This window comes from Lentzea fradiae (assembly GCF_900100955.1).
Classification (GTDB): Bacteria; Actinomycetota; Actinomycetes; order Mycobacteriales; family Pseudonocardiaceae; genus Lentzea; species Lentzea fradiae.
On sequence record NZ_FNCC01000007.1, the window covers coordinates 157,155 to 172,327 of the forward strand.

Consider the following 15,173-nt stretch of genomic DNA (forward strand, 5'->3'; position numbering starts at 1 on the left):
AATCTCCTACTTGTTCAGGTCCGTGCGGCCCCACGCCCGCCGAATTGCGGGCCGGGGTAGCCGGTGCTGGCCGCCACGGACCGCAGCCAGACCCAACTGCGAAGGTTATCAGGCATGCTGCTCAGCGGCGCGCTGACGTGCGCAACCCCACCCGTGCCACAGGCGTGTGGACGCCGTTCGCACTGCTCACGAGCACTGCTTCCGACGGCTGCCACGGGCTGCTCAGGAACTCCGGCATCGCCTGGCCCCGGTACCCGTACGCCACCGTCAGGTGCGCGGACCAAGTGTCGTCCGCGCCCGCTGCTCTTGCCAACTCATTTAGATCGCCGGCTATTCCCGCCCACAGCACCTTCCCCCGAAACGTGCCGAAGTTCCGCAGCCGCAGCTCGGGCACCTCGTGCCCTTCGAGCGCCGCGAACCGCCGCTCATCGGCGGTCTCACCGTGGAAGCAGAGCGTGATGTGCCACTTCTCCCGCTTCGTCAGGGCGAGGCCGAGTCCGGGGTGGAGCACCGCCGCCAGCTCGTCGACGACGTACCGCGGCGGGTACAGCGCGGTGAACAGCGTCACCGACCGGCGGCCCTGATGACCCGGCGGAACAGGTCGGCGATGGCCGGGAAGTCGTCGGCCAGCAGGTCGGCGGCCTGCTGCAGCTCGGTGCGGTCGGCGACGCGGCGCAGCACCGGGTACGCCACGCTCTCGTCGCTGTTGACCGGAAGCGAGTCGCGCGACACCGTCGGCTTGGACTCGCGCACGTCGTCGAGCGCGCGCTGCAACGCCTCGGGCGCCCCGGTCGCCACGTCCGGCGTGAGCACCTTGCGCTCGAGCATGATCATGCGGGCGAGCACGGCCGGGTTGCCGATCTTGGCCCGGCGGCCGCTCATCACCTGGCTGAGCATCGGCGCGCTGATCCCCAGCACGTCGGCCAGCTGGGCCTGGGACACGTTGAAGGCCACGACCAACCGGCGAACCCGATCACCCAGGGGTTCCCCGTACCACTCCCGCTGTAGCGCAAGGTTGCGCTGAACGATCTTGTGGTCCTCCACCGTCGGCCTCTCCAGTAGCCCGTTCTCCGCCCCGCATCCTGCCAGCACGAAGTCTCTCAGATGCCCACTTCGCCTGATCTGACGTTCACGACTCCGAGAGCAGTTCCCTCGTCCTGTCCACGTCGGCGTGCATCTGCTCGAGGAGGGCCTCCACCGAGTCGAACTTCTCCATCTCGCGCAGCCGCTCGACGAAGTCCACCGCGACCCGCTGGCCGTAGTAGTCCTCGTCGACGTCGAGCACGAACGCCTCGACGCGGCGCTCCCGGCCGGAGAACGTCGGGTTCGTGCCCACGCTCACCGCGGCCTTGAGCTTCTTGCCCTTGCCGTCGGTGAACCAGCACGCGTAGATGCCGTCCGCCGGCACCGCGGCGAACTTGGGCGTCGACAGGTTGGCGGTGGGGAACCCCAGGTCCTTGCCCCGCCCGTCACCCTTGACGACGATCCCTTCGAGACGGTGCGGGCGCCCGAGCGCCTCGGCCGCCGCCTTCACGTCCCCGGCGTCGATGCACGCGCGGATGTAGGTGGACGAGTACGTCACCTCGTCAGCGGACACCAGATCAGCCCCCTCGGTCACGAATCCGAACCGCTGTCCCAGCCGCCGCAGCAGCCCGACGTCCCCCGCGGCCTTGTGCCCGAAGGTGAAGTTCTCGCCGACGACGACGGCCGCCACGTGCAGCTTCTCGACCAGCACCTCGTGCACGAACTCGTCGGCGGGCATCCGCGAGGTCTCCAGGCTGAACGGCACGACGACGAAGTGGTCGACGCCGAGCGCCTCGACCAGCTCGGCGCGCCTGCGCAGCGTGGTGAGCTGGGCCGGGTGGCTGCCGGGGCGGACCACCTCGGAGGGGTGCGGGTCGAACGTCATCAGCACCGACGGCAGCCCCCGCTCGGCGGCGAGCTCCACCGCCCTGCCGATGAGCACCTGGTGCCCTTTGTGGACACCGTCGAACACACCGATGGTCACCACGCAGCGGCCCCAGCCGCCGGGGAGGTGGTCGAGACCGCGCCAGCGTTGCACGGTGATCAGCCTACGTCGGCCGTCCTGAGCGCTGCTCGGCACCTGTCTCAGCCCGCCGGGCTCAGCACCACCACCGGTTTGCAGGCGGTGCCCTCGTCCTTGGCCAGCGCGATGACGTGCCCGTCCGGCCCGAACACGCCGTAGGTCCCGTCGATGCCGCCCGCGCGCAGCCGCTGCCCGTGCGACAGCGCCGACGCCTCGGCCGGTGCGATCTCCCGGCGCGGGAACGCCGTGGCCACGGCGGCGTCGAGGTCGAGCGACAGGCCGGGCGTCTCCTCCAGCTGCTGCAACGTGCGCGCCACCCGCAGGTCGAACGGCCCGACCCTGGTGCGCCGCAACGCCCCCAGGTGCCCGCCGACACCGAGCGCCGTCCCCAGGTCACGCGCCAACGCGCGCACGTACGTGCCGGAGGAGCACTCGACCATCACGTCGAGCAGCACCTGCTTGCCCTCACGACGCGTGAACAGCACGTCGAAGCGGTGCACCGTCACCGGCCGCGCGGGAATCTCGACCTGCTCACCCGCGCGGACCCGCGCGTAGGCGCGCTTGCCGTCGATCTTCACCGCGGACACGGCCGACGGCACCTGCTGGATCGGCCCGGTCAGCTTCGCCACCTCGGCGGCGACCGCCTCGTCGGTCACCCCGGACGCGTCCTCAGTGGACAGGACCTCGCCCTCGGCGTCGTCGGTGGTGGTGGCCGCGCCGAGCACGATCGTGGCGAGGTACGCCTTGCTGTCGAGCGCGAGGTGGCCGAGGAGCTTCGTGGCGCGCTCGATGCCGAGCACCAGCACCCCGGTGGCCATCGGGTCGAGCGTGCCGGCGTGCCCGACCTTGCGGGTGCCGAGAATTCTGCGCACACGCGCCACCACGTCGTGCGAGGTCATGCCGTCCGGCTTGTCGACGACGACCAGGCCCGGCGCAACAGAGGGTTTCACGTCCGGAAATCCTAAGCGACGCGCAGAGCGTCCCAACGGCGACGCCGGATCTGCACGGGCACGGCCTCGCCGCGCGCCGCCGCCTCGAACACCGCGGCACGTCCGCGCCGCCACCACACGAGCATGCGCCAGCCGCCGAACACGAGGATCAGCACGCAGAAGCTCAGCGCCACCCGGAACGCGGTGACCGGGGCCAGGACGCCCTCGACCAGGTCCAGCAGCACGCCGACGCCCAGCGCGGTCACCGTCACCGCGAGGAAGCCCCCGACGTTGACCAGGCCGCTCGCCGTGGACTGGCGGTGCGCCGGGTTGTAGTCCCGTGCCAGCGCGAACGCCACGCCGGAGATCGGGCCGCCCACGGTCAGCACGACGAACACCGCGGCGATGACCGGCGCCGGCACCCGTCCGCCCGGCCACAGCAGCAGCACGGCCCACCCGGTGAGGGCGAACGCGAGGAACCCGACCGAGATGGGCATGCGCCACTCGGGGTTGCGCGAGAACAGCCCGCCGATGACGGGCCCCGTCACGATGCCGCCGATCACGAGCAGGCCGAGGGTGGTCGACGCGGCTTTGGGGGACATCCCCTGCGCCTGCACGAGGTACGGGTAGCCCCACAGCAGGCCGAGGACGGCCGGGGTGGACATGGTGCTGAAGTGCGCCCAGAACCCGAGCCGCGTGCCGGGCACGGACCACGCCTGCCGCACCTTCGGCCAGAGCTGTCCCAGCGGCACCGGTTCGGGCTTCGGCGCCACGAACCCGGTCGGCACGTCGCGGATGCGCAGGAACGCCACGGACGCGTACAGCGCCGTCAGGCCGCCCGCGATGAGGAACGCCCACGTCCAGCCGATCGAGCCGAGCATCAGCGTCAGCGGCACGGTCGCCACGAGGTTGCCGACGCCGCCGATAGCGGCCGTGATGGCCACGACGAACGAGTACTGCCGTGGTGGGAAGTGCGACGCGACGATGCGGATCACGCTGATGAACGTCATCGCGTCACCCATGCCGAGCACGGCTCGTGCGAGCAGCCCGATGCCGTAGGAGCCCGCGATGGCGAAGAGCACCTGGCCGGTGCCCATGAGCAGGGCGGCGACGGTGAGCACGCGGCGCGGCCCGTAGCGGTCGACGAGCAGGCCGGTCGGGATCTGCATGACGGCGTAGACGCCGATCTGCAGCACGGTGAAGACACCGAGCTGGGCGGGCCCGAGACCGAAGCGGTCGCTCGCTTCCAGACCGGCCACGCCGAGCGTGGTGCGGTGGAAGAGAGCGGCGAAGTAGACGAGTACGGCGGTGGTCCAGATCAGCCACGAGGTCCTGGTGGCACGATCGACCGGCGGCACGGGCACGCTCCAAGAATTGAAGGCGGGCGAATATTAGTTACATCGCCTAAGCAACCTTCTTGGTAACGATCTCATTCCGTGAGGTCCGCCACAGGCCCGTCCTCACGGGGACTTAGCGGACCGCCCCCACCACGGCCCACTCCCCCGACCGCGCCCGCCACAGCACCGCGACGAGCCGCAGCACCATGAACGCCGACAGCCCCGTCCAGATGCCGGCGAGCCCCCAGCCGAACGCGAGCGAGGCCCACACCATCGGCAGGAACCCGGCCACCGCCGACGCGAGCGTCGCCGTCCGCATGAACTTCACGTCACCCGCGCCGAGCAGCACGCCGTCCAGTGCGAACACCACGCCCGCGATCGGCTGCAACGCGACGAAGAACCACCAGGCGTGCGGGATCTCGCCGAGCACCCCGGGGTCGGAGGTGAACGCCCGCGGCAGCACGGAGTAGAGCGCCGCGAACACGACGCCGAGCCCGCAGCCGAACACCAGGCCGTACCGGGTGACCTGCCAGGCCAGCGTCTCCGCCTGCTTGCGCCGCGACGCCCCCAGTGCCGCCCCGACCAGCGACTGCGCCGCGATCGCCAACGAGTCGAGCACGAGCGAGAGGAACGTCCACAGCTGCAACACGATCTGATGCGCACCCAACGCCCCGACGGACGTCCGTGCCGCCACGGAGGCCGCGCTGATGAAGCACGCCTGGAACGCCAGGCTCCGCAGCACCAGGTCACGCCCCATGCCGAGCTGCGCGCGCATGGCCGTCCACTGCGGCCGCAGCGACACGTGCTCCGCGAACAGCGCCTTGAAGAACAACCCGGCCGACAGCACCTGCGCGACGACGTTGGCGACCGCCGAGCCTTCAAGCCCCCAGTCGGCACCGTAGACGAGCGTGGGACACAGCACCGCGCTGATGCCGTTGCCGACGAGGATGTACTTCAGCGGGCGTTTCGTGTCCTGGACGCCGCGCATCCACCCGTTGCCGGCCATCGTGACGAGGATGAACGGCGCCCCGAACAACGCGATGCGCACCCACCGCACCGCCGCGTCCGCGACAGCGCCGTCACCCGCCAGCAGCTCCGCCAACGGCCGCGCGAACAGCTGCCCCAGCAGCACGACGAGCACACCGGCCGCCAGCGCGAGCCACGTCGCCTGGACGCCTTCCTCGACGGCCTCTTGGCGCCGTCCGGCCCCGTGCAGCCGCGCCGTGCGCGCCGTCGTGCCGTACGAGAGGAACGTCAGCTGCGTGGACACCTGCGTGAGCAGCACACCGCCGAGCGCGAGCCCGGCCAGCGGCAACGCCCCGAGGTGCCCGACCACGGCCGTGTCGACGAGCACGTACAACGGCTCGGCCGCCAGCACGCCGAGCGCGGGCACCGCCAGCCCGATGACCCGCCGAGCGGGAACCCGATCCTCCACCCGACGAACCTATGCGCTGACCCGCGCTCCCGTCCGGTGACACCAGCCACTCAGGACCGCTGCGGCAGCCCGAACACCCGCTCCCGCGCCACCGCGAGCGCCGAGTGCAGCGCCCCCGACCGCACGGGGTTGGCCGTGATCCGCGCGAGCCGCACGGGCGTCCTCGGCACCACCAGCTTCCGCAGCTCGGCCGACACCAGCTCGCACAACCTCTCACCGCCGGCCTGCGCCACCCCGCCGGAGAGCAGCACCAGCTCCGGGTCGAGCACGCACACCACGTTCGCCAGCCCCGACGCGATCCTGCGAGCGAGGTCCGACAGGAACGGGCTTCCGTCCTCCTCCGAGGCCAGCGCCTTCGTGACCGCGTCGAGCCCGCTCTCGGCCTTGATCCCGTGCGTCGCCGCCAGCTTCACGATCGCGTCACCGTCGACCAGGTCGCCGTAGCGGCCACCGGGCACCTGCATCGAGTCGACCTCACCGGCGCCACCCGTGACCCCACGCAGCAGCACACCGCCGACCACGACCGCGGACCCGATCTCGTCGGCGGGCCAGAACAGCACGAAGTTCCGCACGCCCACGGCCCCGCCGGAGCTCATCTCCTCCAGGGCGGCCAGGTTGATGTCGTTCTCGATCGACACCGACGTCCCCAGCAGGTCCCGCAAGGTCGACGGCAGGTCGACGTTCACGAGCCCCGGCAGGTGCGGCGCGAACCCGAGGTACCCGGTGGCGGGGTCCACCGCCCCCGGCATCCCGACGACGACGTGCGACAACGCGTCGAGCCGCAACCCGGCCAGCGCCGCCGCCCGCTGCACGGTCTCGCGAAACGCCCGCAGCGTGTGTTCCTTGGGCATGGGCGCACTGTGCTCGGCGAGCAACGCCCCGGTGATGTCGGAGACGACCACGTCGATCAGCTCAGGCGTCATCGCCACCGCCGCCACGTACCCGACAGCCCCGTTGACGGCCCACATCTGCGCCCGAGGGCCACGCCCACCCCCGCGCAACCCGGTCCGGACGACCATGCCGTCCTCTTCCAGGCGCGCCAGCAACTGGGCCGTAGCAGGCTTGGACAGCCCGATGACCTCTTCCAGCTCGGCCCGCGTCATCGCCCCGCTGCGCAACAACGTCTCGATGGCGGCCCGGTCGTTGATCTCCCGCAGCAGCCGCGGACTACCAGTCCGAGTCATGACCCCACCCGTTCCAACGCGCCTTTCAACGCCGCCACGACCTCCGAGGACTCCCCCTCGAACGTGAACCCGGCAGCCAGCCGATGCCCGCCACCGCCCAGCACCTGAGCCACCTCACGGACATCGACGAGCCCGACCGCCCGCAACGACACGGACCAGCTCCGAGGCGCCAGCTCCTTCAGGACAGCCGCGACCTCGGCCTCAGCAGCGGAGCGCACAACGTCGATCACGCTCTCCACCTCTTCGGCCCGAACCCCCCGAGCGTCCTCGAGCCCGACAACGGCGTGCACCAGCCCCAGCCCACCGGCAGCACCGGCATCGAGCTCGGCCCTGGCCAACACCCGCGACAACATCCCGAGGTAGGCGAAGGGGTGCTCGTCCATCAACGGCCGGGTGACGCTGTAAGCGTCAACCCCGGTCTCCAGCAACCGAGCGGCAATCCGATGGGCCTCGGGACCAGCCTTCCGAAAACCCCCGGTATCGGTGACGAGCCCCGCGTAAATGCACCGCGCGATCGGCTCGTCAACCTCGACATCCATCTCGTCGAGCAACTTCAACGCGATGAGCGCGGTGGCCTCGGCATGCTCATCAATGCAATGCACAGTCCCGTACCGCGTGTTCGACACGTGGTGGTCAACAACGATGACCGGCCCCCGAGCACGACCGACCCGATCCCCAAGAGGCCCGAGCCGCTGCACACTGCCGGTGTCCATCACAACCAACAGCTCGGGCTCAGCGGGCACCTCGTCCCGGTGCACCAACAAGCCGGCCGTGTCCAACACCTTCAAGCTCTCGGGCACAACCTCAGGCGACCCGAACGAGACACGCACCGAAACCCCACGCCGGTGCAACGCAAGACCCACAGCCAACGCGCTGCCGAGCGTGTCGGCATCGGGGTTGATGTGCCCGAGCAGGGTCACATCACGGGCGTCAGCCAACAGCCGAGCAGCCTCGGCAATGGTGGTGCTCAGATCGTCTGCCACAGGAAGACGTTAGCCGTTAACACCCTCAACGCACCCAGGGTCCCCAAGAGACACAGCACACCCGCACACGCGAACAGTCGGCTTTTCCGGCGAAGCCGGTGGGGTGGTCCCGTCACGAGCAGTGCTGACGCGTTCGCCGCACTGCTCGTGACGGGACCACCCCACGACTCAACCGAACTACGAGCCCAGGCGTGCCCTCCACCCGGCCCCGTCTTGATCAACCGGCAGGGTTCCGGAGCCCCGCGCTTCACACCCCGCGAGACTCCCCGTCAGCCAGGTCGTCATCCTCGGAATCCCGAGGAGCCTTGTAAGGATCAGCCTCCCCGGCAGGAGAAGCCCCGGCAGCCAACCGAGCCACCTCGGCATCAGCGGCCTGAGCCCGAGCCAGCAGCTCGTCCATCTTCCGAGCGGCATCGGGCACGGTGTCGGTGACGAACGTCAGCGTGGGCGTGAACCGAACCCCGGTCTGAGCCCCGACCAACGACCGCAGAACACCCTTGGCCTTCTCCAGAGCGGCGGCAGCCCCAGCCAGATCAGGCTCAGAGTCCAACCGCTCACCCAGAACGGTGTAGTAGACGGTCGCGTCGTGCAGGTCCCCGGTCACCTTGGTGTCGGTGATCGTGACGCGAGCCAGGCGAGGATCCTTGACCTCGTGCTCCAGTGCGGAGGCGACGATCTGCGAGATCCGCTTGGCGAGCTTGCGGGCACGTGCCGTGTCGGCCACGAGCCTCCCCTTCCTAGTCGTCCTCCGGCCCGACGAGACGCGTCCGGGCGGAGAGCAGTTCCAGTTCGGGCCGTCCCGCCACCAACCTCTCACAGCCGGCGAGAACGTCCCTGACATGCTCCGAGTCGGCGGCGACGACCGCGACGCCGATCAGAGACCGGCGGTGCAGGTCGAGGTGACCGGCTTCGGAGACGGCGACCTCGAAGCGCCGGCGCAGCTCGGCCACGACGGGCCGCACCACCGAGCGCTTCTCCTTGAGCGAGTGGACGTCACCGAGAAGCACGTCCAGTTCCAGAATTCCTGCGTACACGCGCAAGATCCTCCAGAAGAAAAGGGTGCGAAGCCACCGGTTAAAGCGGCTCCGCACCCCCATCGTCACCTGACTAGGCGCGCGGCTTCTCGCGCATCTCGAAGGTCTCGATGATGTCTTCCAGCTTGAGGTCGCTGTAGTTGCCGAGCGTGAGACCACACTCGAAACCTTCGCGGACCTCGGTGGCGTCGTCCTTGAACCGCTTGAGCGAGCTGATCGGGAGGTTCTCCGCGATCACCTTGCCGTCACGGAGCAGGCGCGCCCTGGCGTTGCGGCGGATCTCGCCCGACAGGACCATGCAACCCGCGATCGTGCCGACCTTGGAGGACTTGAAGACGTCGCGGATCTCGGCGCGGCCGAGCTGGACCTCTTCGTACTCCGGCTTGAGGAGACCCTTGAGGGCCGCCTCGATCTCGTCGATCGCCTGGTAGATGACCGTGTAGTACCGGACGTCCACGCCTTCGCGGTTCGCGAGCTCGGTCGCCTTGCCCTCGGCCCGGACGTTGAAGCCCAGGACGATGGCCGAACCGGCCACGGCGAGGTTGATGTCGCCTTCGGTGATGCCACCGACACCGCGGTGGATCACGCGCAGCTCGACGTCGTCGCCGACCTCGATCTTCATGAGCGCGTCCTCGAGGGCCTCGACGGTACCCGAGTTGTCACCCTTGATGATCAAGGTGAGAGCGCTGGTTTCCTTGAGCGCGGCGTCCAGGTCCTCCAGGCTGACGCGCTTGCGCTTCGCCGCGTTGGCGGCGTTGCGGGTGCGGGCCTGACGACGCTCGGCGATCTGCCGGGCGACGCGGTCCTCGTCGACGACGAGGAACGAGTCACCGGCGCGGGGCACCGAGGTCAGACCGATGACCTGCACCGGACGCGACGGGGTCGCGACGGTGACGTCATCGCCGTGCTCGTCGACCATGCGGCGGACGCGACCGTACGCGTCACCCGCGACGATCGAGGAGCCGACGCGGAGCGAACCGCGCTGCACGAGCACCGTGGCGACCGGACCGCGACCGCGGTCGAGGTGCGCCTCGATCGCGACACCCTGGGCCTCCATGTCCGGGTTGGCCCGGAGGTCCAGCGAGGCGTCGGCGGTCAGCAGGATGGCCTCGAGGAGGCTGTCGATGTTGATGCCCTGCTTCGCCGAGATGTCGACGAACATCGTGTCGCCGCCGTACTCCTCGGCGACCAGCCCGTACTCGGTCAGCTGCTGGCGGATCTTGGAGGGGTTCGCCCCCTCCTTGTCGATCTTGTTGACCGCGACCACGATCGGCGCCTGAGCGGCCTGCGCGTGGTTGATGGCCTCCACGGTCTGCGGCATCACGCCGTCGTCAGCTGCGACGACGATGACCGCGATGTCGGTCGCGTTCGCACCACGGGCACGCATGGCGGTGAACGCCTCGTGACCAGGGGTGTCGATGAAGGTGATGAGCCGCGGGTTGCCCTCGAGCTCGGTCTGCACCTGGTACGCACCGATGTGCTGGGTGATGCCACCGGCCTCGCCCTCGTGCACCTTCGCCTTGCGGATGGTGTCGAGCAGGCGCGTCTTGCCGTGGTCGACGTGACCCATGACGGTGACGACCGGCGGACGGACCTGCAGGTCGTCCTCGTCGCCGGCGTCCTCGCCGTAGGTGATGTCGAACGTCTCGAGCAGCTCGCGGTCCTCCTCCTCGGGGGACACGACCTGCACGACGTAGTTCATCTCGGTGCCGAGCAGTTCCAGGATCTCGTCGGACACCGACTGCGTCGCCGTGACCATCTCGCCCAGGTGGAAGAGCACCTGCACGAGCGACGCCGGGTTGGCGTTGATCTTGTCGGCGAAGTCGGTCAGCGAGGCACCGCGCGGCAGGCGGATCGTCTCGCCGCTGCCCTTGGGCAGGCGGACGCCACCGACCGAAGGCGCCTGCATGTTGTCCATGTACTCCTGGCGCTTCTGCCGCTTGGACTTGCGTCCGCGGCGCGCCGGACCACCCGGACGACCGAAGGCACCGGCGGTACCGCCACGACCGGCGCCACCACCGCCACCGGGACGGCCGCGGAAACCGCCGCCACCGGCAGGAGCACCGCCGCCACCGGGACGGAAGCCGCCACCGGCGCCACCGCCACCGCCACCGGGACGGAAGCCGCCACCGGCGCCACCGCCACCGCCGCCGCGGAAGCCACCGCCGCCGCCACCGCCGCCACCGCCGCGGAAGCCGCCACCGCCGCCGCCCCCACCGGGACGACCGCCGCCGCCACCGCCACCGGGACGGCCACCGCCGCCACCGGGACCAGGACGGTTACCGGCGGGACGACCCGGCATCATGCCGGGGTTCGGCCGCGGGGGCATGTTGCCCGGGTTCGGGCGAGGACCGCCCTGACCGGGGGCAGGACGAGGACCGCCCTGGCCGGGGCCGGGACGGGAGCCGCCCTGCGCGGCGGCCGGGCGCTGACCGCCCTGACCGGGCTGGCCGCCCTGACGGGGGTTCGCCGGACGCGGGTCGCCGGGCTTCGGGCCGGACGGGCGGTCGCCCTGCTCCGGACGCGGGCCGGGACGGGGCCCCGGACGCGGCGAGGGAGCGTTGCCGCCACCGACGCCGAACGGGTTGTTGCCCGGACGCGGGGCACGCGGGCCAGCCGGCTTGGGAGCCTGCGGGCGCGGGGGCACCACGGACGGGGACTGGCCACCCGCGGACGCGGCCGGAGCCTGCGGCTGCTGGGGCTGTTGCTGCTGCGGAGCCGGGCGCGGGCCCGGACGCGGGCCACCCGGCTTGGCGCCGGGAGCCGGGGACGCCTTCGGAGCGGCGGGGGCCTGCGCGGCGGGTGCCGCGGGGGCCGGAGCCTCCTGCTTCGCGGGCTGGGGTGCGGGCGGGGCCGGAGCCTGCGCGGCAGGAGCTGCCGGAGCGGGCTTGGGCGCCTGCGGACGCGGTGCGCCGGGCTTCGGGCCGGGGAAGCCCTTCGGAGCCGCGGGCTTGTCGGCTGCCGGCTTCGGCTCCGCCGGTGCGGAGGGCGCCGCGGCAGCAGCGGGTGCGGGTGCCTTGGGCTTCGGAGCGGACGGCTTGGGAGCCGGCTTCGAAGACTTGGCTTCGTAGGCGTCACGGAGCCGCCGGGCCACGGGGGCCTCGACGGTCGACGACGCGGACTTCACGTATTCGCCTTGTTCGGCGAGCTTGTTCAGAACTTCCTTGCTCGTAACACCGAGCTCTTTCGCGAGCTCGTGCACGCGGGCCTTGCCTGCCACTGGTCTCCTAGGTCGTGAGGCCGGTGGGCAAGTCCCATCGACCTCGTCTTAACGTCGCGCGTTCATGTCTTCAGCTTCACGGCTGACTCATGACGGGTCGACCTGCTTCCTTGTTTCCTGCCGACCGGGAGGCTGTCCCCCGGCCGTCTTCCCTTGCCGCCACTTCTCCAAGTGCTCGCGCAACAAAGCGACGTCGAGCGGTCCCTGAACCCGGAGGGCCCGTGGAAATGCCCGTCGCCGCTCGGCGTTGCGCAGGCAGTCGAGATCGAAATGCAACCAAGCACCCCGACCTGGCAGCCGCCTGCGGACGTCCGGAACCACCGATCCGTCCACCGCGACCACGCGCAGCAGCTCAGAGGGCAACGTCCGGGCACGGCAGCCAATGCACGTACGAGCTGGGCCGATGTGTTTGGTGGTCGAACCCGACGTTGAACCGTTGATGAGTCTATCCCCTGGAGCTCATTCAGCCGAACTGGATGTGACCGCACCCGCGGCCGGCGACTCCGCGTCGCTGCGGATGTCGATGCGCCAGCCGGTCAGGCGGGCGGCCAGGCGGGCGTTCTGGCCCTCCTTGCCGATCGCGAGCGACAGCTGGAAGTCCGGCACCACGACCCTGGCCGTCTTGGCCCTCTCGTCGAGGACCGTGACAGACACAACCTTCGCAGGTGACAGCGCATTCCCGACGAACGTGGCCGGGTCGTCCGAGTAGTCGATGATGTCGATCTTCTCGCCGCCGAGCTCGTGCATGACGTTGCGCACGCGGGCGCCCATCGGGCCGATGCAGGCGCCCTTGGCGTTCACCCCGGAGACCGTGGATTTGACCGCGATCTTCGAACGGTGACCTGCCTCACGTGCCACCGCGGGGATCTCCACGGTGCCGTCCGCGATCTCCGGGACCTCGAGGGCGAACAGCCGCCGGACGAGGTTCGGGTGCGTGCGCGAGAGGGCGATCTGGGGGCCGCGGGCGCCGCGGGAGACGCTCACGACGTAGCACTTGATCCGCTCGCCGTGGTTGTACTGCTCGCCCGGCACCTGCTCGGCCGGCGGCAGCACGCCCTCGGTGTCACCCACCTGGACGACGACCATGCCGCGGGCGTTCGCGCGCGCGTCGCGCTGCACGACGCCGGCGATGATCTCGCCCTCCTTGGTGGCGAACTCGCCGAACGTGCGCTCGTGCTCGGCGTCGCGCAGGCGCTGCAGGATGACCTGGCGCGCGGTCGTGGCGGCGATGCGGCCGAAGCCCTCCGGCGTGTCGTCCCACTCCTCTTGCACGACGCCGTCGGGACCCAGCTCCTGCGCGAGCACGCGCACGACACCCGTCTTGCGGTCGATCTCCACCCGCGAGTGCGAGTGGTGCCCTTCGGTGTGCTTGTAGGCGGTCAGCAACGCTGACTCGATCGCCTCGAGAACCGTTTCGAAGGGGATGTCCTTTTCACGTTCGATCGCCCTGAGGGCGGCGATGTCGACGTTCACCTCGGCTCCTCCTTCGGTGCTTTCCGAGTGAGCCGAGCCAGTTCTTCGACCGGCGGCTGCTTGAACTCGATCTCCATGACCGCGCGTTCGATGTGGCGGTACTCCACGCGCCGCAGCTCGCCCTGGTGCAGCAGCTCGACCCCGGTCTCGTCGCACTCGCCGACCCGGCCGAACCACTCCGGCAGGTCGGCCTGCTTGATCTTCACGAGACGCAGGTGCGCGCGCTTCCAGTGGCGCGGACGGGTGAGCGGGCGGTCGACACCCGGCGAGGTGACCTCGAGGGTGTACGGCCCGTTGATCAGGTGGTCGTGCGCGTCGAGCGCGGCGGAGACCACGCGGCTCGCCTCGGCGACCTCGTCGAGCCCGATGCCGTCCTCGCCGTCCACGACGACCTTGACCAGACGGCGGCGCCCAGCCTGATTCACGTCGAGCGCGTCGAGGTCGAAGCCGGCGGCTTCGAGAGCTTCCCGCACAACGGGTGCTAGCTGCGCGGAAAGCTCTCCGCGCGGCGGGCTGGACACGTGGTGACTCCTTCAGATCGAACGCATGGAAACCCCGGCCGACGCTGTTTCGGCGGCCGTGGACGCCCAGGGTATCTCGTTCGCCGGGCTCCCACCGCGCCCCCACGTCCTCGGCAGGGGGCTGGCAATATGGGGCCGCGTGATCTCCGATTCGGTCAGCCGCCGCCGCGTGCTGCTCGCGGTGGCCGCCGCACCGCTCGCCGTTGCGTGCACCACAGAGTCCGCCCCGCCCCCTCCGCCGGACCCGTTGTCGGCCCTCGCCGCGCAGGCGCGCGCGGACGCCGCGCTGGCCAAGACGCTGACGACACCGGCGGCCGCCGAGATCGCGAAGGCCCGCGAGACGCACGCGACCCTGCTGCAGGCCGAGGTCGACCGCGAACGCCCGCCGCTGTCGTCGACGGCGCCGCCCGTGCCGACGGCACCGCCCACGCCGCCCGACCCGCTGGCGGCGCTGCGCACCGCGCTCGACGGCGCCGCCCGCGAAGCGTCGGTGCTCGTCCCCTCACTGCCCTCGTACCGGGCAGGTCTCGTCGGTTCGGTGGCGGCGGGCTGCGCCTCGCTGCTGGAGGTGCTCTCGTGAACGTGGACGCCGTCCAGACCGCGCTCGGGACCGAGCACGCGGCGTTGTGGACCTACGGGCTCGTGTCGGCGTTCCTGGGCGACCAGGCCGCGGCCGTCGCGGAGGGCTCGACCGCGCACCGGGCGCGGCGCGACGTGACGGAGCGGTGGCTGCGGGACCACGGCGCGACGCCGAACCCGCCCGCGGCGGCCTACCTGCCGCCGGCACCGGTCTCGGACGGGCCGTCGGCGCTCGCCGCGCTCGCGGCCGTGGAGCAGGACACCTGCGCCGCGTGGAAGGGCGTGCTGGAGCGGACGGACGACAAGGACCTGCGGACGTCGGCGCTGGAGTCGCTCACGGCCGCCGCGGTGCGGGCGACCCGGTGGCGCAAGATGGCCGGGACGAACCCGGCATCGATCACGATGCCGGGCGTCGCGTCCGGGTGAGGCGG

At 70.8% G+C, this 15,173-nt stretch carries 16 protein-coding genes; 2 read left to right on the top strand and 14 right to left on the bottom strand.

The features are described from left to right. Positions 1-121: 121 nt before the first annotated feature. The 14 genes from BLT23_RS17860 to rimP all read right to left on the bottom strand — a co-directional run bounded on the left by BLT23_RS17860 (position 122) and on the right by rimP (position 14,163). Positions 122-568, bottom strand: a complete 447-nt coding sequence (locus tag BLT23_RS17860; RefSeq protein WP_090050823.1) for a 2'-5' RNA ligase family protein — start codon at positions 566-568, stop codon at positions 122-124. After that, a complete protein-coding gene (locus BLT23_RS17865; protein WP_090050826.1) occupies positions 565-1,044 on the bottom strand; it encodes a helix-turn-helix domain-containing protein in 480 nt (159 codons plus the stop codon). Before BLT23_RS17865 ends, BLT23_RS17860 begins: the two co-directional genes overlap by 4 nt. A gap of 85 nt (positions 1,045-1,129) precedes the next feature. Next, positions 1,130-2,062: a bifunctional riboflavin kinase/FAD synthetase gene (locus tag BLT23_RS17870; protein WP_090050828.1), complete on the bottom strand. Its 933-nt coding sequence runs from the start codon at positions 2,060-2,062 to the stop codon at positions 1,130-1,132. Between the two features lie 47 nt (positions 2,063-2,109). Next, positions 2,110-2,997: a tRNA pseudouridine(55) synthase TruB gene (gene truB, locus BLT23_RS17875; protein ID WP_281248856.1), complete on the bottom strand. Its 888-nt coding sequence runs from the start codon at positions 2,995-2,997 to the stop codon at positions 2,110-2,112. Positions 2,998-3,008: 11 nt separating this feature from the next. Beyond that, positions 3,009-4,334, bottom strand: a complete 1,326-nt coding sequence (locus tag BLT23_RS17880) for an MFS transporter (RefSeq protein WP_090051196.1) — start codon at positions 4,332-4,334, stop codon at positions 3,009-3,011. A gap of 112 nt (positions 4,335-4,446) precedes the next feature. Next, positions 4,447-5,748 carry an MATE family efflux transporter gene (locus BLT23_RS17885; RefSeq protein ID WP_090050832.1) on the bottom strand — a complete coding sequence of 434 codons (1,302 nt, stop codon included), beginning with the start codon at positions 5,746-5,748 and terminating at the stop codon, positions 4,447-4,449. A 50-nt stretch (positions 5,749-5,798) separates the two neighbouring features. Further along, positions 5,799-6,932: an ROK family transcriptional regulator gene (locus tag BLT23_RS17890; protein WP_090050835.1), complete on the bottom strand. Its 1,134-nt coding sequence runs from the start codon at positions 6,930-6,932 to the stop codon at positions 5,799-5,801. Then, complete coding sequence (locus BLT23_RS17895) at positions 6,929-7,915, bottom strand: DHH family phosphoesterase (protein WP_090050838.1); 987 nt, start codon at positions 7,913-7,915, stop codon at positions 6,929-6,931. Before BLT23_RS17895 ends, BLT23_RS17890 begins: the two co-directional genes overlap by 4 nt. Positions 7,916-8,162: 247 nt before the next feature. Beyond that, complete coding sequence (rbfA, locus tag BLT23_RS17900; protein WP_090050840.1) at positions 8,163-8,639, bottom strand: 30S ribosome-binding factor RbfA; 477 nt, start codon at positions 8,637-8,639, stop codon at positions 8,163-8,165. A gap of 13 nt (positions 8,640-8,652) precedes the next feature. Further along, entirely contained in the window at positions 8,653-8,949 is a 297-nt protein-coding gene (locus BLT23_RS17905; RefSeq protein WP_090050842.1) for a DUF503 domain-containing protein, read from the bottom strand. 73 nt (positions 8,950-9,022) lie between these two features. After that, the gene (gene infB / locus BLT23_RS17910; RefSeq protein ID WP_090050843.1) at positions 9,023-12,169 is read right to left on the bottom strand and encodes a translation initiation factor IF-2; all 3,147 of its coding nucleotides are present in this window, start codon (positions 12,167-12,169) and stop codon (positions 9,023-9,025) included. 87 nt (positions 12,170-12,256) lie between these two features. Beyond that, positions 12,257-12,511 carry a YlxR family protein gene (locus tag BLT23_RS17915; RefSeq protein ID WP_425434391.1) on the bottom strand — a complete coding sequence of 85 codons (255 nt, stop codon included), beginning with the start codon at positions 12,509-12,511 and terminating at the stop codon, positions 12,257-12,259. A gap of 117 nt (positions 12,512-12,628) precedes the next feature. After that, positions 12,629-13,642, bottom strand: a complete 1,014-nt coding sequence (gene nusA / locus BLT23_RS17920; protein WP_090050850.1) for a transcription termination factor NusA — start codon at positions 13,640-13,642, stop codon at positions 12,629-12,631. Beyond that, positions 13,639-14,163, bottom strand: coding sequence for a ribosome maturation factor RimP (gene rimP / locus BLT23_RS17925; RefSeq protein WP_090050851.1), 525 nt, complete (start codon positions 14,161-14,163; stop codon positions 13,639-13,641). The genes nusA and rimP overlap by 4 nt, the downstream gene beginning before the upstream one ends. A gap of 139 nt (positions 14,164-14,302) precedes the next feature. Here rimP and BLT23_RS41665 point away from each other — a divergent pair, with 139 nt between their 5' ends. Together BLT23_RS41665 and BLT23_RS41670 are read left to right on the top strand one after the other, a co-directional pair. Then, positions 14,303-14,743, top strand: coding sequence for a hypothetical protein (locus tag BLT23_RS41665; protein ID WP_245744017.1), 441 nt, complete (start codon positions 14,303-14,305; stop codon positions 14,741-14,743). Next, the gene (locus BLT23_RS41670) at positions 14,740-15,168 is read left to right on the top strand and encodes a ferritin-like domain-containing protein (protein WP_245744018.1); all 429 of its coding nucleotides are present in this window, start codon (positions 14,740-14,742) and stop codon (positions 15,166-15,168) included. Before BLT23_RS41665 ends, BLT23_RS41670 begins: the two co-directional genes overlap by 4 nt. Positions 15,169-15,173: the final 5 nt, after the last annotated feature.